Origin of the sequence: Paenibacillus aceris, from assembly GCF_017874035.1 — a bacterium.
In the GTDB taxonomy this organism is placed as follows: domain Bacteria; phylum Bacillota; class Bacilli; order Paenibacillales; family NBRC-103111; genus Paenibacillus_E; species Paenibacillus_E aceris.
This window is the reverse complement of the sequence record NZ_JAGGKV010000006.1, coordinates 108,886-127,412: the sequence shown is the minus strand read 5'-3', so window position 1 is coordinate 127,412 and position 18,527 is coordinate 108,886. Positions and strand designations below refer to the sequence as shown.

Genomic DNA, 18,527 nt, shown 5'->3' with positions numbered 1-18,527 from the left:
AACAGCCCGTATCAAGCAGCTCCCATTGGGATGGAGGGGGTCCATCATTTGGCCTATCACATTGTGGAAAGCCTGTTACAGGACCAAGTCCATTTAAACCTTTCAACAGAAAGGCGCTTGCTTGACGCTCTCCAGCTAGCGCGATAAACTGTGAGAAGAGATTAAAGCGAAAGTCAAGAGGGTGAATGTAGTGAGCTACGAATATCTCATGCAAGCGGTATTGTTAATTTTCTTGGTTGTCATTACTTTTTTTGCAATGTTGATTTGGACGAAATGGCGGAAAAGAGGACGGAGATAGCACCATGTATTTTATTAACCATGAACAGATTGATCAAAGAATTCAATTTCTCTCGGCTTTAGCCGATGCAAGTAAACAGTTAGAGCAGCAGTGGGAACAAGGTACTAATGATCTCGTTTGGCAGCTCGCGCAAGAACGTGTTCTGCACTTAGCCATTGAAACCGTAACGGACGTAGGAAGCCTTCTGATCGATGCCTTTATTTTAAGAGATGCAAGCAGTTACGAGGATATTGTGGAAATCGTGCATGGCGAAGGTGCCTATTCGGAGGCCTTGACTGAGACGCTGCTTCAGCTCGTTAAGCTGAGAAAGCCTCTTGTGCAGGACTTTGTAGCCTGGAACCGTCAAGAGCTGCATCCATTGGTGTCTAAACTTCCGGCGGCTTTTGAGGAGTTCGCTGCGAGTGTGCGGGCATTTATCAAGAGTGAATTGGAATAACATACATAGATGTTTCTTAATTTACATCTTGGAAGTGATGCTGTATTATGAGACATAATGACTGTTCCGAGGGTAGGTGAGCTAATGAATCAAACACTTGAGACATCTACGCGTAAAGTGATTCTTTCCATGCTCAAAACTAGTGGACCTCTAAGCGTTCAAGAGATGTCCAAACAGCTCGGAATTACGGAGATGGCTGTCAGGCGTCATATTCATTCCATGGAAAAGGATGATCTGCTCGAAACGAAGCTTGTCCGGCAGGCGATGGGGAGGCCTACTAATGTGTACACGTTAGCTCCCAAGGCAGACGAACTATTTCCCAAGAAATATATGCAGTTGACGCTCGATTTACTGGATGAGTTACTTGAAGATCAAGGGCATGAGAAGATAGAGCGGCTCTTTGAAGGCCGACAGGATAAGCTTGAGTCTCGTTATCAGCCACGCATGCTGGATAAGAATTTGGAAGATCGTGTAGCCGAGTTAGCGCATATCCAGAACGAAAACGGGTATATGGTCGATTGGTCGCAGACAGGTGCCAACGCTTATATATTTAGCGAGCATAATTGCCCGATCTCCCAGGTGGCTAATACTTTTGGGCAGGCCTGCCAGTGCGAGCTAGCCTTGTTTCGAAATTTGCTGGACGCGAATGTTGAGCGAACAGAATGTTTAGCCAAAGGTGCAAACAAGTGCGTCTATATCATTAGCAAAAAATAAATAAGGCTGTCCCAAAAAGTAGAATATTCTACTCTTGGGACAGCCTTTTCTTACGATTTAAGATTTACAACGATGGGCCGCTAATTCTTAGCTAGTGCCCAAACCTCTGTTTTTTGACTAATTAGCGCCCTGTAGTTCCGCTATGCGGGATTGCCCAAGTAGGAGGACGCTCGTTTTAAAAGGAAGATGGAGTCGTTATTCTTGTTTGTTTGAGACAGCTCGATTTTAACGCGAAGCTGCAAGCAGTCGGGCTGCTTTGTCCGTCACCCATTCGAAGCGGCCGGCTTCGATTTCTTTTAAATTAATAAGCGATCCGCCGATACCAAGTCCGTAGCAGCCCAAGTCCAGAAATTGTTTAATGTTCTCTTCGGTAACGCCGCCAACAGCCATCATCGGAATATGGTCAAGCGGTCCCATTAATTCCTTGATATAGGAGAGACCAAGGCTCGCGCTCGGGAATATTTTAATCGCTGTAGCGCCAGCTTTCCACGCTTTGACGACCTCGGTCGGTGTCATCGCTCCCGGGAAAATCGGAATCCCCTCACGGTTTGCATAACGAATGACGTCCTCGTCCAAATTCGGCGTTACCAGGAAAGAGGCGCCTGCTTGTACGGCTTTCTGCGCATCCTCCACATCGAGCACCGTTCCTGCGCCAATGTACATCTGCTGGCCCCATTTGGCCTGCAGCTCGCTGATCATCGTCAGCGCTCCTGGCGTGTTGAGCGTAACCTCCATCACGGTAACACCGCCTTTCAGCAGCGCTTCTGCCAACGAGAGAATATGGATTTCCTTCACGCCTCGGACAATGGCAATAATGCGGGTACGTTCGATTTCCTTCAATCCTTGCTCGCGGTTCATCTTAAGCCTCCAAATGTTAAAAGTTCGATTTGTTTTTCATTATGACAGGTCCCTGAAATTTTTCCAGCTTTTTTGTGTCAAAATAAGATGCTCCTGCCTATACTGTAGTAATTCATAGGCATTCGTCTAGAAGCCGCCATTCGATCCAACAGCTTTTTAGACCCAGGAGGTGCCCGACATGACTTGGATGGAGATTAGTGCCGTCAGTATCGCCCTAGCGTTTATCGTACTCGTCGTCTTTACTGTTCGAGTGTTGATAGCAGCTAAACGCGCGCTGCATCAGCTTAGCGATACGGTTGCTCGAACGGAGCAGCACGTAGCGAAGACAGCCGGAGAAGCCGAGCAGTTATTGAAGCAAGCGGGACAGCTGACTGAAGAGGTGCACATACAAGTGCTGGCATTAGAGCCAACTATTCAATCCATCGAGAAGACTGGAGCAGCTATAGGGGATATCGCTTCGGTCCTTCGTAAAGGTGCACGAATGATGAACGAATCGCTTCATGGTGCGGAAAGGGTTGTACATACCCATCACAAGCGTATACAGGACGTCATGGAATGGGCAACGACCGGGTATGAGCTGTGGCAAAGATGGCAGGCGAATCGGAAAGCCAAATCAGACCATTAAGGAGTGGATTTCACATGGCAGGCGAAAAAAAAGGAAAAGATCTTCTCATCGGTGCGGTAGTAGGAGGGTTACTTGGCGCAGCGACAGCTTTGTTGTTCGCACCGAAATCCGGACGTGAGCTAAGAAACGATATCGCGGAGAATGCTAAAGCAGTTAGCGACAAAACAGTGCAAATCGCCAGCACAGTCTCCCAAAAAACGCAAGACGTTGCCAAAACGGTCAGCACGACGACTTCTGATCTCGTAGGCAAAGCAAAAGACACAGCGGCAAATGTGGTTGACTCGGTTCGCTCCTGGAAAGAGTCCAAGAATGACGATGCTGAATTGCTGGATGATGTGGAAACATCAGAGGCAGCGGAAGATTTGGTCATCGTAGGCCGCTAAACGAGTAAAAAAGCAGAAAGCTCATCTCAGAGCTTTCTGCTTTTTTGCATTTACCATTTGGACGGGTCAATCTTACGGATGTCCAGACCTTCCCAGACGTTCTTGATGGGAGCTGTTTCCGGATGTTCGAAGAGCAGCCACGCGGTAGGAAGATAGCGTTCCCCGTATTCACTGGAAGGTTTGTTGATGATGGTATTGTTATGAACAAGAACGGTAGAGGCTCCGCCGTCCAAATTAGCAGCCGTGACAGCGCCATGCGCCAGGAAAATTTCCTGAATATCGTACAGCGTCGCCCCAATGCTGTGCTTTTGCCTGCCATCGATGATGGCGAATAGGATGGAGCCGTCTTTGGTTTGCGCCATGCTCGTTCGCGGAGCAATGCCCCAGCCGTCGGCTTGGCTTTTGATTTGTCCGACACCGTTGACGATAAACCGCGGGGAAAAGGAAACAGCTTCCTGAACTCCCATTTCCACCAGTTCGGAAACTTTATACTTGCCGGCGATCATGCGTCCTTCTTTATCAATGCCGACGACTTGCACCGTGCCGTTCATGCCTTTGTCATTGTAAAAGATTTTACCGCCAGAGATGACAATCCCTTCCGGCTGAAACCCGTTCCCCTCCCAGTTGGGGTCGATGAATCCTCCGCCGTTAACGCCGAGGATCGCTCCCGTTCTTTTAACCATGGAAGACACTTTCTCGCCTTTGCCTACTTTCTCAGGTACGGCAATCCGAAGCTTTTTTGGATCAGAAATGGTGACAAGTTGGCCTTTGAAATTCGTACCCGAAATGGGTTCAATCGTAACGAGCTCCTTCTTGACAGCTACTGGTGCTGTGGAGCTGACAGGCTCAAGCTGAACAATCCCTTTATCTTTCTCATCGCCCATTTCATCAAATTGTTTCCAATAAGCTTCAACGCGCTTCTGTAATTCTTCGGAGCCTATTAGATATTTGGCCCAATCTCTGTGCTGCGTTGTAATCAATGTATCAGCCATCATTAGTCGAACACTCGTGCCGGATGCCGTTAGGAAAAACCAGCACAAGGACAGTACGGAAAGAATGGAAAAACTCAATATCGTATACAGGATAAAACGCATGCCCACAGAACGCTTTCTGTTGTTCACTCTCGTAGCCCGAGACTGCGGGGAGGTGGTCTGTTGTACAGCCATGAATTCAATACCAATCCTCTCTACCAGGAAATCAATTCAATCAGTCCTTATAGATAGACGAAAAGAAAGGGGTAAAGTTTCATACTTGCTGAAACTTTACCCCTTATTTTGTAAATTCATGTTAAGTTGGACGCTTTACTGAGGTTAACAGGGAGTCTGTTGACGCAAGACGATCGTAGTGAAATTCTAGCCCCATGCCTGTATTCCGGGCAACACTGCGCACAATGAGATCGTGATACTTCTTCTGGCGAATCGCGGCAATGACAACAAATTTGGAGATGCCGAGCGCGTCAAAATAAAGCTTCCCTTCTCTTTCATTGTATTTTTGTACATGATTCATATTGACGAAAAGGTTTGTATCCATTTTCTTAAAGCCCATCTCTTCAAGCTTATCCAAGAAAAGGCTGAAATCAAGTAATGAAGTTACGCCTTGGCTGATGCGTTCAAAACGAGTATGGTAAATCATTTCTTTCGAACTGACTTCAATAAACAGGGTATCCGACATAGGAACAGGTTCCTCCATGGCTGCTTGGCTGTTGTTCGTCTGTTCATTCTCGTTCTCGAGGTAGCCGGCTTTCTCCATTAAATCGGTGTATGGAATGTTGTAGGCATCCGACAGCTTTTTGAGCGTAACGGGCGATGGATTGATTTTCTCATTGGTCGAGCGATTCCGCTCAAGTTCAAGATCTCTGATGTAGGCATGTGAAAGTCCGCTTTTGTTAGCTGCCTCGCGCAGGGACATTTTGCCTCGCAAGCTTTCCAAAAACTTACCGAATCCTTCTAATTGCTTCATAGTGATGAATCCCTCCATATTGTTTAATTGTAAATGAGTTTGACGGAAATGAAAATGTGTAGGTGTGAATTGGCGACATTTTCCTTAAATCCCTGTTAAGTGGTGCTGCGTGCATATTTATGCTTTGCGATTGGAAAATTAGTAGCATCATCATGGAAAGAGGCTGATCGCATGGCAAGAGATTTACCCATAGGAAATGGGAATGTACTCATTAACTTTGACGCTGCTTATAATATTCGTGACATGTATTACCCTTTAGTAGGTCAAGAGAATCAATCTAGCGATCATCTTTCACATTTTGGTATTTGGTGTGCGCAGGATTTCTTCTGGATCGACCATCCGGAGGTACAAAAAAAGCTGAATTACCTAGAAGATTCGCTGATTACTAATGTTGAATGCAAGCATGAGAGGCTGGGGTTAAGCTTCGTTATCCGAGACGGCGTTGATGTGCAGCAAAATGTTTTTTTACGCAAAATCAGGATAGATAACCATTTTGATGCGGAAAGAGAGATCAAGCTTTACTTTCATTTAGATCTGCAAATCTATGGAAATGGGGTCGGAGACACAATCTATTATGACCCTGAGCTGCATTCGCTGCTTTTCTATAAGGGGCATCGTTACATGTCATTATCTGGTTTATCTCCGGATGCCGATATGCAATTTCCGAGCGCTTACGCAACGGGGCAAAAAGGGATTCACGGTCTTGAAGGGACGTGGCGCGATGCGGAAGACGGCCATTTAGGAGGAAATCCGATCGCGCAGGGCTCCGTTGACGGGACGCTTGAATTGACGCTGCTGCTGCCTCCTAACAGTTCCAAAGAAGCATGGTTCTGGATTTGTTTTGGCCATACGAAGCAGGAGGTCGAACGAACAGAAAGTTTGCTTCGTACAGAGACACCCCAAGCTTTACTGCAGCGCACGCATGACCATTGGGTGAAGTGGGTTAACCAGGATGCTCATCAGCTTTCCTTGCTGAAGCCGGAATTGGCCTCTTTTTATAAAAGATGCTTGCTGATCACAAGAACGAACGTAGACAATCGCGGCGCGATTATTGCAGCAAATGACTCGGATATTTTGAAGTTTGCCAAAGATACCTACTCCTATATGTGGCCGCGGGATGGCGCACTTGTTTCTCACGCTTTAGACCGGGCTGGTTATTATGAGCTGTCCAGGAAATTTTTTGATTTTTGTATGAAAGTGTTGACTCCTGAAGGGTATCTCATGCACAAGTATAATCCAGATAGTTCGGTAGGCTCTAGCTGGCATCCCTGGGTGGACGGTCAGGGCAAAAAACAGCTTGCCATTCAAGAGGATGAAACGGCACTTGTGCTGTATACGTTGTGGCACCATCATAAGCTGGCAGGTACGCTTGAAAGTTCGCGGCAGGATTATGAGAATTTTGTCAAACCGGCTGCCGACTTCCTTGTTCATTACCGGGATGCTTCAGGTCTTCCGCTGCCCTCTTATGATCTGTGGGAAGAGCGCTACGGTGTTCTAGCTTTTACGGTCGCATCTGTGTATGCAGGTCTTATTGCCGCAGCTCGCTTCGCTGATTATCACCAGGATAAAGCGCGTGCCGTTTATTACACCGACATCGCGAATCAGGTGAAAAAGGCCGCTGAACAGCAATTATTCGCAGCTGACCAAAACCGCTTTTTGCGGGCCTTATATTGGAGCTATGAAGAAAATAAATATGTGCCGGACTACACGTTGGATATGAGCATGTATGGGTTGTTCGACTTCGGATTGTTCGAGCTGGATGATCCGAGAATTGTGAATACGATGCGGATTCTGAAAGAGAAATTGTGGGTACATACAGATATCGGCGGCATAGCAAGGTATGAAAATGACTACTACCATCAGGTAACGAATGATGTTGCCAAAGTACCCGGGAATCCGTGGTTCATTTGTACACTTTGGTATGCGGAGTGGCTGGTGGCTACGGCCCGAGCAGCTGAGGATCTGCAGGAAGCGGAAAATTTGATGCATTGGGCAATTCGTCACGCGCTGCCGTCAGGCACGATGGCTGAGCAGGTGCATCCTTTCACAGGCGCGCCGTTGTCGGTTTCACCGCTGACGTGGTCGCACGCTTCCTTCATTAAAGTGACGCAGGAGTATTTGTCAAAATTAAAAAAATTCACCTTGGTGGGAACGAAGCAAGCGACGGATGCCAGCGAAGACAAGGTGCTGGAGCCGGTTGTTGGGTAGCTGGGAGGAGATGAAGAGATGAAAGCGATTCGCGTCAAACAACTGCGACAGGGAACCCCTTCGATTGCGTTAGAAACCGTGGACGATCCAGTGATTTCTCATCCCCAAGAAGTCATTGTCAAGGTTCTGGCAGTGGGGCTGGACGGTACGGATAAGGAGATTTTGCAGGAAAAATACGGCATTCCGCCACAGGGGGAAGACGATTTGACCACAGGGCACGAATCCCTTGGTGTCGTAGCCGAGGCAGGCAGGGAGAGCGGCTTTCAGCCCGGTGATCTCGTAACCGCAATTGTGCGGCGGCCTTGCCGAAATCAAAGCTGCGTCAATTGCCGCAACGGTCATTCTGACTACTGTCAAACCGGTGAATTCGTAGAGCGTGGCATCAAAGGCGCCCACGGCTTCCTCTCCGAGTTTTATAAGGAAGATGGACGTTACTTGGTGCAGGTACCCTCTGAGTTGCTTGAGCATGGCGTTTTAGTCGAGCCGCAGAGTATCGTCGAGAAAGTCTGGGATCAGGTGCTGCGCGTGCAGCAGCGGCTGATTTGGGAGCCGAAAGCAGCGCTCATTCTCGGCTCTGGGCCGCTGGGGCTGCTGGCTGCGATAACCTGCAGGGTACTGGGACTGGACGTATACGTCTGGTCCAGATCCCCGCAGGATAGCTTGCAAGCGCAGCTTGTGAAGGACTGCGGGGGTGTGTACCAGCCGGCCGAGGACGGCGGCATTAGTTTGACGGCTTATGCCGAAGGGCTCGGCAAGCCGTTGGATCTGATCCTCGAATGCACGGGCTTCAGCCCGCTAGCCTTCGAGGCTATGTCTGTGCTAGCGCCGAACGGCGTGCTGGCGCTGCTCGGGGTCACGCCAGCTGACCGTAAGCTGGAGATTTCCTCCGACATGCTCAACCAGAGCATGGTGCTCGAGAACAAATGCGTGATCGGCTCGGTGAACGCGGCGCGCAAAGATTTCGAGACCGCCATTTATCGGCTGCAGCAGATGGAGAAGATGTATCCCGGTTGGTTGTACCGGTTAGTCACCAACCGGATGAAGCTGGACGCCGTGCCGCAGCTGGATTTTGCGAGCATTCCGATCAAAGCGGTCGTCGACATCGTTCCGGTGGAGCAGTGGCGGGAGCTGGTTAAACAGACGAACGAAGTCGAATACAGCTTCTCGGTTTAAAGCGGTTAAGCAGGCTGGTTATGGCCTGCTTGGCCGCTTTTTGTTTGCTGGGCGGCTAGAGTTACAAAGTGCCCCTAAAAGGTTAGACTTCCCTGCTATATTTTTCTATAATAATGAGAAAGGGGAGGACGAGCACAAATGTCAAAAAAATTTTTAAGAGAAAATGGCATGCACCTATCATGGCTGTTAGCTTTAATCGCCACACTAGGGAGCTTGTATTTCTCGGAAATTATGCACTTTATACCGTGCAAATTATGCTGGTACCAACGTATTCTAATGTATCCACTAGCAGTTATATTAGGAATCGCAGCTGTGCGTAGAGATTATAAGCTGACGATTTATGTATTGCCTTTGACGATATGGGGAGCCTGCATCTCCGTCTATCATGTATTGCTTCAATCCGGGGTTTTCCATGAGTCCGCAACGAGCTGTGGGCCTATTCCATGTGACGTGGATTACTTGAACTGGCTTGGTTTTATTACGATTCCAATGCTTGCCGGAACGGCTTTTATTCTGATCACGATTCTTCAATATTTGACTTACCGAGCTACGAAATAAGACCCCGTTCCAAAAATAGGCAGGTAATTTGTCTAGTGCTGTCGAAATGAATACCGAACGTATTCATTCCAAACGAGGTGCTACAATGACACCAATTACCAAAAGTGCTGCACTGCTGATCCTGCTAAGCGCAACATTGGTCGGTTGTGCAGACAAAAGCCTGATTTCCCCTGCCACAGAAGCTGTAACGTCAAGTCCGCAAGCGCCAACGAATGCGCCAACTAAAGCTCCCACAAAAGTAGAAGCGGCTAAGCCTGCGCCAACACCAACATCTAAATCAACAGCAACCCCCATACCTTCTCCAACGCACACAGCAGCTGCAAGTGCAACTCCGCACCCAACGACTGCACCTAGCCCTGTCGCAACTACAAAGCCGGCAGCCGACACATCGAAAGTAAAGTCAACCGCTGGGGACAAGGTACCTTATTCATGGTACTACATGAAGAAAAAAACGGGACAGGTTCCCGATTTTCCGAAAGAAACGAAATCCTTCACCGCTGATCAGAAAGCCGTATGGGTGGGGACCGGGAAAAAGGTTTACTTAACCATTGACGCCGGCGGCCCGCTGATTGAAGTGGATTTGATGCTGAAATCTTTGAAAGAAAACGGCGTGAAAGCGAACTTTTTCATTTCGGGAAATAATATTAAGAAAAATCCGGACTATTTAAAAAGAGTTGTGGCTGACGGCCATTTTGTGGCCAACCATACGATGACGCACAATGATTTTAATGAACTGAGCGATGATCAGATTCGCAAGGAAATTACGGATTTTGAAGCGCTGTACAAAAAGCTGACGGGCAAAGAAGTCGAGAAATATTTCCGCTTCCCTTACGGTCACTACAATATGCATAACTTGAGTCTAGTATCCAGTATGGGATATACGTCTGTCTTTTGGTCAACGGCCATGCGGGATTGGGAGCCGAGAGCGAATGGAGCCGAGGATCCATACAATGATATTATGAATAACTTGCATGATGGCAATATTATTTTGATGCATCAGGGCTCTTTGGAAAACATGCAGGCGCTCTCGCGCATTTGCAAAGAGATTAAGAAGAAAGGTTATGAGTTCGCGCTTGTGAATGATTTGCAGCCCAAAAAATAAGTGATCGACCAGTAATCAATGTCGGATACCCAGGTACCTTTCAGCTTGTACGCTCATATTCTATCCATGTGGCCTGTGAAATTCATTAACCGGCAAAGGAAGCGGATAGGTGTGCAGCAAGCGATAGCCGTACTGGACTCCGGAGTCGGAGGATTAACTGTAGTAAAAGAACTCATGAGACAGCTGCCGCAAGAGAAAGTGATTTATTTCGGTGACACTGCTCGAAGTCCTTATGGCCCGCGGTCAGCAGCTGAAGTACGAACATTTACCCGGCAAATCGTGGACTACTTAATTCAATTTAATCCTAAAATGATTGTGATCGCTTGTAATACGGCAACAGCTGTTGCTATAGAAGATATTCGTGAACGGGTCTCTATTCCGGTCCTAGGGGTTATCTCCCCAGGGGCGAGAGCTGCGATTAAGCATACGCGAAGCGGAGTTGTCGGGGTCATTGGCACAGATGGAACGATCCGCAGCAAAGCGTATGAACATGCGCTAAGGTTAATTTGCCCGAACATTCAGGTGTACAGTGAGCCTTGCCCGCTCTTGGCGCCATTCGTAGAAAAAGGGCTTTTTGGCAGGGAACAAGAGCATGAAATTGTAGAACAATCGCTTCGTCCGCTGATTGGCAAGCCTATCGATTGTTTAATACTGGGATGCACGCATTACCCATTTCTGATGGAGCCGATCTCCCGCGTGATGGGGCCGGATGTCACGTTGATTTCATCGGCAGATGAGACGGCAAGAGAAATCAGCACGATTCTGTCTCACCGCGATATGATGGAAACCTCCGGACTGCTGCCTATTCATCAATTCTTTTGCAGTGGAGAACCCGCGCTTTTTAAACGCATTACGGAAAGCTGGCTGAAAGAGCAAATTGCCATTACACCGGTTGTCTGGCAGGTGCCTAACATTTTTTGAATAGACCCTTAGGGGTCTATTTTTGTTGCTCTAGCGGTAACCAGCCGCATTACGTCGCATGATTCCAGAGCTGCAGGCATATTCATAACCTACGTAGAAGATCAAAGAGCTGTGAGGTGGTCGTATGTTAGGATATGGGTATGGGACGCTTTGTGATGAATTGAATCGGCTCAGCAGGATTTATCCTTTCCTGCATGTCGAAGTTATAGGGGAAAGCGTGATGGGGAAAGGCATACCTGCACTGCGCATCGGTCAAGGCGCAAGAGAGCTTCATGTCAACGCAGCGTTCCACGCGAATGAGTGGATTACGACGCCCTTGATCATGCAATTTGTGGAGGATCTTGCCTGCTCGTATGCCAGAGGGACAGCGTGGCAGGGCAAAAATACAAGGCGTCTCCTATCGGAGTATTCACTTTGGGTCGTTCCCATGGTGAATCCCGACGGCGTTGAACTCGTGCTGAATGGCGTTAGCCCTGAGCACCCTTATCAAGCTAAACTACTGGAATGGAATGAAGGAGAACCGGATTTTAGCAATTGGAAAGCAAATATACGGGGCGTTGACCTCAATGACCAATTTCCTGCGCATTGGGAGGAGGAGGCAGAACGCAGAGGACAGCTAGGGCCGGGGCCGCGTGATTATGGCGGGGAGAAGCCGTTATCGGAGCCGGAAGCTGTGGCGGTTGCTCGTTTTACAGAATGCCATCCCTTCGAGTTCGTTGTTGCCCTTCATACGCAAGGCAGAGAAATCTACTGGAACTACCGCGGGTATGAGCCCCAGGAATCCGAAGTGTTAGCCGAGCAATTAGCTATCGTCAGCGGATACAAATCCGTGAAATTGACCGATAGTGACGCAGGGTACAAAGACTGGTTTATTCAGCAATTTCGCAGGCCGGGATTTACTGTGGAGTTAGGGGAGGGTGTCAATCCGTTGCCTGCAGAATCCTTTGCCGAATTGTATGCCGAGATTGTTCCGATTCTGCTGACAGCGCTTGATTTACAAATGGTTAACCGTTAGACAAGTAACCTGAACTTGACCTTGCTTCCCAAGAACCGTTATGTCCAGACTTCATATACTGGAATAAGGAAATGGCTGGGAGGCGAGGTTATGGCACCATCAAAAGGGAAGGGCAAGGTAGCCAAGAAGAAAGTTTTATCATCCAGAGAGCAATATACGATGAGGATTGTGGAGTCGTCGACCTGTGCGGTTTGTAAAACGCAATGCACAAGAGGACTTCGATACTTGGCGCTAATGGCTCAGCCGGGGGCCGTTGGTAGAGGGGTTCCATGTATTTTAACAAGAAGGAAAATCAATGGGTAAAAAGTGAAAAAGTCCGCGCCCGAAAAAAGAGGCATGGACTTTTCTTTATTTTATCTATAATGGAGATGTTCATGCGGGATGGAGCACTTATTCTGAATAAAATGGATCTGGTTCTCAAGCCGATTGCGCTGCTCTTCGGACCCTTGGAATTGCTCCAGCTCTTGGATGAGATTGTGCAAATCGGAGCTCGCATTCGCGCAGTCGTAGCTACTTTCCAATTTGTCTAGCATGGGGGATCCTCCTCACATTTCATTTTCCTTATTTGTGTCCTTTATTGCTTTTTTGATCCTGAGTTCGCGTAGTTGTATTTTTTCTGGATTGCCCTTGCTGTTTATGGTCTGCGGACATGGTCATTCACTCCTTACTATCGTTGTTGGACATTGCGAGATTATTATAAACAGTTAGCTGATTTTGATACGGTTGGATGGGGAAAAATAAAAACCCAACGAGCGATGGTTATCGTTCGTTGGGCTATATACGGTGACGTAGAGTACGATTAATGGTTGGGATGGAGGAGTTTATCCTCAAGGCGTTGTTTCAGCTTTTTGATAGCATCTGTTTCTAATTTGTGGTTCATGTTGAACTTCGCGCCAGTCAATGCAAGCGCTTCCTTAACGGTCATTTCAACATAAATAATCTCTTCGCCTTGTGAAATTTGAACGGAATTTTGATTCATTTTCATCACTCCTATGTCAACTTTTTGAAGAGGAAACCTTGATTTGTCGCACTTTTAATATAACATATCATGTAAGGTTAAACAAGGGTTATTAAGACCTATTTATTAGAAAAGATTGTCGGAAGCCAGCCCGAACGGCAAAGAAAAAAACACACCAAACGGCAGCGTATGCTGGGCCATTTAGCGTGCTTTTTAGATTAACTATAGCAGCGAATCTCTACAACTTCAGCTCTTGCCGATCCGTTCGTTGACTCCACTAATACACGCAAACGGTCGGTTTCTAAGGTTTCGGAGAAGGTATGTGTATGATGGCGGGTGTGATTATTGAGACCTTCGGCCACCGTTTTCCAGTCGCCTCCGATATAAGCTTGGAGCTTATAGTCTTTAACCAGCTCAGGAATGATCTCGAATTCTGTCCGATGGTGATGCAAATTAATTAAATCTTCATTGACATCGTCATTCAATGTAAGCTGTACGGCGCGGATCGGCACTGGTTTCGGCCAGCTTGCTTCCAGCCATTCCGGCTTGCCGGCTGTCAAAGCCGCCGATGACCAAAGGTTAGGTCCTCCGTATGGCCGTTTATAGCCATTAGCCGCTTTATTCGCCGTGAATGCAGAAGTAGGCGAGAGCAGCCGGAAGCAAAGCGGTTTGCGTACGAAATCTTTGGAGCTCCAATCCACGACAGGCTGGTGGTGATGCATGTCACCGAAATCAGCCGAATCCGCAGTCTCCATGTTTTTGAAGGAGAGTATGCCGGACTGAGGGGCAGCAGACAAGTGTACCGACAGAGCTGGGTTGCTTCTAAGAATAATAAACGCATTTTGTGCTGTGTCCGGGTGCCAGCTGAGCGGAGCTTTTATCCATTGTTTGCTCCCCTTGGCCACTGCGATTTGAACTGTCGTTACTTGGGTGTGCGGGACGTAGTTTTGCGGCTTTCCTGTGCTCCACAGTTCAACCGTAAGTACCGTAGCTTCCGAGGCATCCAAGAGCAGCTCAACGCCTTCAATAAACGGATCGGCGGGCACGAGAACCGCTGTATGCGCGGTAAGCGGCATTACCGCCGCAGATTGTTCAAGAGCAAGCTGCGTCAAGGTGCTGGACGCAGACAGAGAAGCGCTGAGCACGAGGTCCGACGTATCCTCGTTTTTCAGCCCGAGCACGGCGGCATCCTGCCGCAGCAGCGTTTGCTGCAGCTCGCTCAGGTGGCTGCCGTGCAGCTCGCGTGGCGAGACGCCCTTCGCGGCGCAGAGCGCGGCGCCCGTGCCCGCGGCTTCGCCGATGACGGCGCAGGTCGCCATAACGCGCGTCGTGCCAAAAGCAACGTGGGACGCGCTGATATTGCGCCCAGCCATCAACATATTCGATACGTTGGACGAATAGAGGGAGCGGAAAGGGATGTGGTAGCTGCCGTCCATATGCATATGTTTGGAGCCTTTTGCAGTTGCATACATCCCTTGCGGCGGGTGCAAGTCGATTGACCAGCCGCCGAAGGCTACGCGGTCTTCAAACAGCTCCTGTGCGATCACATCGTTCTGATTCAACACGTAGTCTCCTACGAAACGACGATATTCACGTTTTCCAGGAACGGATCCTATCCATTCGAGCGTGAGGTTTTCACAATCGAATTTACCGGAATTTTTGATATAATCCCAAATACCGTAAATAACAGAGGACAGCTCGTCACGGATTTTTTCATTATCATGAACCGTATCCAGCTCGCCTCCCCATTCAATCCACCAGTAAGCGCATCCATTATCGCCGCTTCGAATTACGCGTTTCATCGGAATGGTCGTTTGGGTGATATCTTTCGCGAAGCTCGGCGGGGTGTACTTTACCGGACGGCCTGCGTCTTTTGTATAGAAGAGCAAGGTACTTCCTAAAGTAATATCATCCGGTACAAGAGGAGCCCACTCTTCATTAAACTCTTCCTGCGCTTCACGGCCAATACGGAACTTAGCGCCCGCCAGAAAACCGACTAATCCATCCCCTGTACAATCCAGATACACCCGGCTATCGAAGCGAATTCGGCGTTCAGAGCCCATCATCCAACCTGTAACGGAACGGATCGTCCGAGAAGTGTCATCGCCTTCGGCTTCAACCTCATGTACATCCGTATTCAAGAACAAGGTGATATTTTTTTCGGCTTTCACTTTTTCAAGCACGATCAGGTCCCATATATAAGGATTCCCATCGATATTACGGTATTGGTTCTCCACGAACATTTCACCCATAATACCGGTTTCACGCGCATTGCGATGAACGCCATGGGAGGTAGCTCCACACACCCAGACACGCACTTCACTGCTGGCATTGCCGCCAAGCACAGGGCGATTCTGGACAAGCGAAACGGTTTGGCCTAACCGTGCAGCCGCGATGGCCGCACATACGCCTGCCAAGCCTCCACCGACAACAGTGATATCGGATGTAACGATTTCATTCTTCATGAATAAGCACCTCGCTAGTTGATGGAATATCTTTGATTTCATTTTAAAATATTCTATTCCCAATGAACATGCAGTCAATTACAATGAGCATATACTTTATTTCACAAATAAGGAGTGGTAGGCTTGGCTGCTGGCGATGTGGCATTGAAACTCCTCTCCCACGTGTATTGGCACCGAAAAGCGGAGTTTATGTATGGCGAAGATACGTATCCCTGCTGGACATTATTTGCGGTGGAAGAAGGGAGATTCTTTTATGGAATTAACGAGCAAAAGGGTGAAGCGGGATTCGGGGATCTAGTTTTATGCCCGCCTCATGTTGGTTTTCAAAGGCGAACCTTGGAGCCATTGTCGTTTCATTTTCTGCAATTCGTCTGGCAGTCAGAACCAAACGGAGAGCAAGCAAGCCGTTGGAGCGGCAAGCTTGTCATCAAGGATAGGGAGAGACTGGCCTCCGATTACCTCTATCTGAAACAGCTGCCCGGCTGGGACGAAGAGAGTACGCTGCATAAACAGCATATGCTCAGCGATATGCTCCGACTGATCCAAATCGAACGGGAACGCAAAGACGAGTTCACTTCAGAAAGTGATGATTTGATGGAAAAAGCACGCCAATATTTGACGGATCATGCTTATGGCAGCTTGTCCATGTTGGATTTGGCTGAGAGTTTGGGGCTCACCCCGGTGCAGCTTACCCGCAGGTTTCGCAGAGCCTTTGCGCAAACGCCATCGGATTTTTTGAATGAAATACGCTTAACGAGAGTGCGCCATCTGCTGGAAGGGTCCACCTTAACCTTGGATGCAATCGCCACAAAATGCGGATTTGAAAATGGATTTTATTTGAGCCGCGTATTTACGCAAAAAATAGGGGTGGCCCCTTCGGTGTACCGCAGCATGTATCGTGTATAAATAGAAAAAAGCTCTGCTATCCAGTGAATGGAATCAGAGCTTTTTGTCTATGGACCGGCATTTGGAAGATTGCCTTGCGTATACTCGTCTTCGGGCTTGCGTATCCAGCGCTCAAAGTAACCTTGCGTATACAGGGCTTTGATCAGGATAATCAAGACAGGCGAAAGGATGACACCCGCAACGCCAAATAAGGAAAGGGATACGATCATAAAGGCTAATGTAGTGAAAGCCGATACGCCTAGTGATTCTCCTGTGATCTTAGGCTCCATGATTTGTCTGACAAGAATGACGACAAGAAGGAGGGCGCTAAGCCAGATTGCCAATGTTGTTTGACCCACGATAAACAAATAAATGATCCATGGGATGAACAAGGTTGAAACCCCTAGCAATGGCAGGACATCGAAGATTGCTGAGAGCAAGGAGATGGAAAAAGCGTTATTTACGTCGAGCAGGAGAAGGGCGATAAATACGACGATGAACGTCAGGCTAATGAGCTTGAACTGCGCTTTTACGTATGAGACGATGCCCTTCACGACATTTTCTTTGAGAAAAAAGAAAACGGCTTTGAACGTTTTGGGTGTTTTCTCACTGGCAAGGCGTTTCCAGGAGTCGATTTCAATGCTTAAGAAATAGGCCAGTATGATTCCAACGATGAAGTTAAACATGAAAGTGGAAAAGGAAGTCAATGAGGCTACTAATCCGGATAAAAAAGCAATGATAAATTTGGAAGCATTCCCTGCGAATTGACCGGCATATTCTTTGGCTTTGAGAATAACATCGGGAGGCAGTGTTTGAAACCGATCATTTAATTCACTAATTTTATGTACGATCTGGTCATTGAATATCGCTTGATAATCGTCCACTTTATCGACAAGGCTCATAATTTGACTTGTGAAAATTACGGCGGCACCGGTTAGTGCGCCTAGGATGATCAAGACGAAGACCAGCGTCGAGATGGCTGATGCAATTGACTTGCGCATTCCTTTCCGATTCAGGAACCTAGCAAAAGGCTCGATCATCATGAAAATGATCAGAGCCAGAAAGATAGGCGTTGCGATGCGATACAAATAGCTGAATAACAGCATGAATAAGTAGACGGTTAGAACAATGAGAGCAATGTCAAAGGCAGTTCTCCAATATTTCTTGTAAAAAGAAATCATGCATGTTCCTCCGGGGACTTTTTGTTTATTGTTCCGTCAAAATAACCGGTCCTTGGTTCGTTATCGCAATCGTGTGTTCATATTGAGCAGACAGACTGCCATCGTAGGTTCTTGCTGTCCAACCATCCGCATCGACCTTAGCGTGGAATTTGCCGACATTCAGCATGGGTTCAATGGTGAAAACCATGCCTTCTTTAATGCGCGGCCCTTTGCCTGCTGGTCCGTAATGAGGAACTTGCGGTTCTTCATGCATTTCGGAGCCGATTCCGTGTCCGATGAAGTCTCTGACAACGGAGAAGCCGTGTGATTCCGCGTATACTTGGATCGCATGGGAGACATCGCCGATACGGTTGCCTGGAACCGCTTGCTCAATGCCTTTGTACAAGGATTCCTTCGTTACTTTTAGCAATTTCTCGGCTGTAGGGGAGATGTTCCCAACGGCATAGGACCACGCGGAGTCCGCCAGCCAGCCATCAATTCGCACAACCATGTCAATCGTTACGATATCGCCGTCGTTCAGCGCTTCTTTCTTCGGAAAGCCGTGACAGATGACGTCGTTAACCGATGCGCAAGTGGCATATGGATAGCCATGATAGCCCTTCTGCTCCGGTGTTGCGCCGTGTTTTGCCAGAAATCCTTCTACGAACTGGTCGATTTCCCAGGAGGTGATGCCAGGGCGAATCATTTTGGCAATCTCCTTATGGCAGTCAGCTAGAATGCGTCCGGCTCTGCCCATTTTGTCAATTTGCTCTTTGGTTTTGATGGTAATCACTTAAGTCCAACTCCTC

General features: G+C 48.0%; 20 protein-coding genes. 12 read left to right on the top strand and 8 right to left on the bottom strand.

The window, feature by feature from the left end; genetic code table 11:
* Positions 1-302 precede the first annotated feature (302 nt).
* The gene (locus J2Z65_RS13390) at positions 303-734 is read left to right on the top strand and encodes a DUF86 domain-containing protein (protein WP_167060715.1); all 432 of its coding nucleotides are present in this window, start codon (positions 303-305) and stop codon (positions 732-734) included.
* 84 nt (positions 735-818) lie between these two features.
* Complete coding sequence (locus J2Z65_RS13385) at positions 819-1,448, top strand: helix-turn-helix transcriptional regulator (RefSeq protein ID WP_167060712.1); 630 nt, start codon at positions 819-821, stop codon at positions 1,446-1,448.
* Between the two features lie 225 nt (positions 1,449-1,673).
* Here J2Z65_RS13385 and J2Z65_RS13380 read toward each other — a convergent pair whose 3' ends face one another.
* Positions 1,674-2,306: a bifunctional 4-hydroxy-2-oxoglutarate aldolase/2-dehydro-3-deoxy-phosphogluconate aldolase gene (locus tag J2Z65_RS13380; protein WP_167060709.1), complete on the bottom strand. Its 633-nt coding sequence runs from the start codon at positions 2,304-2,306 to the stop codon at positions 1,674-1,676.
* Between the two features lie 178 nt (positions 2,307-2,484).
* Here J2Z65_RS13380 and J2Z65_RS13375 point away from each other — a divergent pair, with 178 nt between their 5' ends.
* The gene (locus J2Z65_RS13375; RefSeq protein WP_167060706.1) at positions 2,485-2,931 is read left to right on the top strand and encodes a DUF948 domain-containing protein; all 447 of its coding nucleotides are present in this window, start codon (positions 2,485-2,487) and stop codon (positions 2,929-2,931) included.
* Between the two features lie 14 nt (positions 2,932-2,945).
* On the top strand, positions 2,946-3,314 hold the full coding sequence (locus J2Z65_RS13370; protein WP_167060703.1) for a YtxH domain-containing protein: 369 nt from the start codon (positions 2,946-2,948) through the stop codon (positions 3,312-3,314).
* A gap of 50 nt (positions 3,315-3,364) precedes the next feature.
* Here the strand turns inward: J2Z65_RS13370 and J2Z65_RS13365 are convergent, their stop codons facing one another.
* Positions 3,365-4,480: a phosphodiester glycosidase family protein gene (locus J2Z65_RS13365; RefSeq protein ID WP_167060700.1), complete on the bottom strand. Its 1,116-nt coding sequence runs from the start codon at positions 4,478-4,480 to the stop codon at positions 3,365-3,367.
* A gap of 121 nt (positions 4,481-4,601) precedes the next feature.
* The gene (locus J2Z65_RS13360; protein ID WP_167060697.1) at positions 4,602-5,273 is read right to left on the bottom strand and encodes a helix-turn-helix domain-containing protein; all 672 of its coding nucleotides are present in this window, start codon (positions 5,271-5,273) and stop codon (positions 4,602-4,604) included.
* A gap of 171 nt (positions 5,274-5,444) precedes the next feature.
* On the opposite strand from J2Z65_RS13360, the gene J2Z65_RS13355 reads away from it, so the two are divergent.
* The 7 genes from J2Z65_RS13355 (at position 5,445) to J2Z65_RS13325 (ending at position 12,553) form a co-directional block, all read left to right on the top strand.
* Positions 5,445-7,481 carry a glycoside hydrolase family 15 protein gene (locus J2Z65_RS13355; RefSeq protein WP_167060695.1) on the top strand — a complete coding sequence of 679 codons (2,037 nt, stop codon included), beginning with the start codon at positions 5,445-5,447 and terminating at the stop codon, positions 7,479-7,481.
* A gap of 18 nt (positions 7,482-7,499) precedes the next feature.
* Positions 7,500-8,654: a glucose 1-dehydrogenase gene (locus tag J2Z65_RS13350; protein ID WP_167060693.1), complete on the top strand. Its 1,155-nt coding sequence runs from the start codon at positions 7,500-7,502 to the stop codon at positions 8,652-8,654.
* A 138-nt stretch (positions 8,655-8,792) separates the two neighbouring features.
* Positions 8,793-9,212, top strand: a complete 420-nt coding sequence (locus J2Z65_RS13345) for a disulfide oxidoreductase (RefSeq protein WP_167060690.1) — start codon at positions 8,793-8,795, stop codon at positions 9,210-9,212.
* A gap of 85 nt (positions 9,213-9,297) precedes the next feature.
* Entirely contained in the window at positions 9,298-10,314 is a 1,017-nt protein-coding gene (locus tag J2Z65_RS13340) for a polysaccharide deacetylase family protein (RefSeq protein WP_167060687.1), read from the top strand.
* A gap of 111 nt (positions 10,315-10,425) precedes the next feature.
* Positions 10,426-11,235: a glutamate racemase gene (gene racE, locus J2Z65_RS13335; protein ID WP_167060684.1), complete on the top strand. Its 810-nt coding sequence runs from the start codon at positions 10,426-10,428 to the stop codon at positions 11,233-11,235.
* Positions 11,236-11,359: 124 nt separating this feature from the next.
* Complete coding sequence (locus J2Z65_RS13330) at positions 11,360-12,250, top strand: M14 family metallopeptidase (RefSeq protein ID WP_167060681.1); 891 nt, start codon at positions 11,360-11,362, stop codon at positions 12,248-12,250.
* 90 nt (positions 12,251-12,340) lie between these two features.
* Positions 12,341-12,553: a hypothetical protein gene (locus tag J2Z65_RS13325; RefSeq protein WP_167060390.1), complete on the top strand. Its 213-nt coding sequence runs from the start codon at positions 12,341-12,343 to the stop codon at positions 12,551-12,553.
* 50 nt (positions 12,554-12,603) lie between these two features.
* Here J2Z65_RS13325 and J2Z65_RS13320 read toward each other — a convergent pair whose 3' ends face one another.
* From J2Z65_RS13320 to J2Z65_RS13310, 3 genes are all read right to left on the bottom strand, one after another.
* Positions 12,604-12,783 (bottom strand): DUF2524 domain-containing protein, encoded by a 180-nt coding sequence (locus J2Z65_RS13320; RefSeq protein WP_167060678.1) that lies wholly within the window; start codon positions 12,781-12,783, stop codon positions 12,604-12,606.
* A 266-nt stretch (positions 12,784-13,049) separates the two neighbouring features.
* Entirely contained in the window at positions 13,050-13,229 is a 180-nt protein-coding gene (locus J2Z65_RS13315) for a hypothetical protein (RefSeq protein WP_167060675.1), read from the bottom strand.
* 197 nt (positions 13,230-13,426) lie between these two features.
* Positions 13,427-15,673: an FAD-dependent oxidoreductase gene (locus tag J2Z65_RS13310; protein WP_167060672.1), complete on the bottom strand. Its 2,247-nt coding sequence runs from the start codon at positions 15,671-15,673 to the stop codon at positions 13,427-13,429.
* Between the two features lie 123 nt (positions 15,674-15,796).
* On the opposite strand from J2Z65_RS13310, the gene J2Z65_RS13305 reads away from it, so the two are divergent.
* A complete protein-coding gene (locus J2Z65_RS13305; protein ID WP_167060669.1) occupies positions 15,797-16,579 on the top strand; it encodes an AraC family transcriptional regulator in 783 nt (260 codons plus the stop codon).
* 47 nt (positions 16,580-16,626) lie between these two features.
* Here the strand turns inward: J2Z65_RS13305 and ytvI are convergent, their stop codons facing one another.
* Together ytvI and map are read right to left on the bottom strand one after the other, a co-directional pair.
* Positions 16,627-17,739, bottom strand: coding sequence for a sporulation integral membrane protein YtvI (ytvI, locus tag J2Z65_RS13300; RefSeq protein WP_167060666.1), 1,113 nt, complete (start codon positions 17,737-17,739; stop codon positions 16,627-16,629).
* 25 nt (positions 17,740-17,764) lie between these two features.
* On the bottom strand, positions 17,765-18,511 hold the full coding sequence (gene map, locus J2Z65_RS13295; RefSeq protein ID WP_167060663.1) for a type I methionyl aminopeptidase: 747 nt from the start codon (positions 18,509-18,511) through the stop codon (positions 17,765-17,767).
* Positions 18,512-18,527 lie beyond the last annotated feature (16 nt).

Bases quoted from the DNA above. Each gene is read 5' to 3' on its own strand.
- J2Z65_RS13360 (WP_167060697.1), bottom strand. From the start codon at position 5,273: ATGAAGCAATTAGAAGGATTCGGTAAGTTTTTGGAAAGCTTGCGAGGC.
- J2Z65_RS13330 (WP_167060681.1), top strand. From the start codon at position 11,360: ATGTTAGGATATGGGTATGGGACGCTTTGTGATGAATTGAATCGGCTC.
- J2Z65_RS13350 (WP_167060693.1), top strand. From the start codon at position 7,500: ATGAAAGCGATTCGCGTCAAACAACTGCGACAGGGAACCCCTTCGATT.
- ytvI (WP_167060666.1), bottom strand. From the start codon at position 17,739: ATGATTTCTTTTTACAAGAAATATTGGAGAACTGCCTTTGACATTGCT.
- J2Z65_RS13345 (WP_167060690.1), top strand. From the start codon at position 8,793: ATGTCAAAAAAATTTTTAAGAGAAAATGGCATGCACCTATCATGGCTG.
- J2Z65_RS13315 (WP_167060675.1), bottom strand. From the start codon at position 13,229: ATGAATCAAAATTCCGTTCAAATTTCACAAGGCGAAGAGATTATTTAT.
- J2Z65_RS13310 (WP_167060672.1), bottom strand. From the start codon at position 15,673: ATGAAGAATGAAATCGTTACATCCGATATCACTGTTGTCGGTGGAGGC.
- J2Z65_RS13370 (WP_167060703.1), top strand. From the start codon at position 2,946: ATGGCAGGCGAAAAAAAAGGAAAAGATCTTCTCATCGGTGCGGTAGTA.
- J2Z65_RS13385 (WP_167060712.1), top strand. From the start codon at position 819: ATGAATCAAACACTTGAGACATCTACGCGTAAAGTGATTCTTTCCATG.
- J2Z65_RS13320 (WP_167060678.1), bottom strand. From the start codon at position 12,783: ATGCTAGACAAATTGGAAAGTAGCTACGACTGCGCGAATGCGAGCTCC.
- J2Z65_RS13380 (WP_167060709.1), bottom strand. From the start codon at position 2,306: ATGAACCGCGAGCAAGGATTGAAGGAAATCGAACGTACCCGCATTATT.
- J2Z65_RS13390 (WP_167060715.1), top strand. From the start codon at position 303: ATGTATTTTATTAACCATGAACAGATTGATCAAAGAATTCAATTTCTC.
- J2Z65_RS13355 (WP_167060695.1), top strand. From the start codon at position 5,445: ATGGCAAGAGATTTACCCATAGGAAATGGGAATGTACTCATTAACTTT.
- J2Z65_RS13375 (WP_167060706.1), top strand. From the start codon at position 2,485: ATGACTTGGATGGAGATTAGTGCCGTCAGTATCGCCCTAGCGTTTATC.
- J2Z65_RS13365 (WP_167060700.1), bottom strand. From the start codon at position 4,480: ATGGCTGTACAACAGACCACCTCCCCGCAGTCTCGGGCTACGAGAGTG.
- J2Z65_RS13340 (WP_167060687.1), top strand. From the start codon at position 9,298: ATGACACCAATTACCAAAAGTGCTGCACTGCTGATCCTGCTAAGCGCA.
- J2Z65_RS13325 (WP_167060390.1), top strand. From the start codon at position 12,341: ATGGCACCATCAAAAGGGAAGGGCAAGGTAGCCAAGAAGAAAGTTTTA.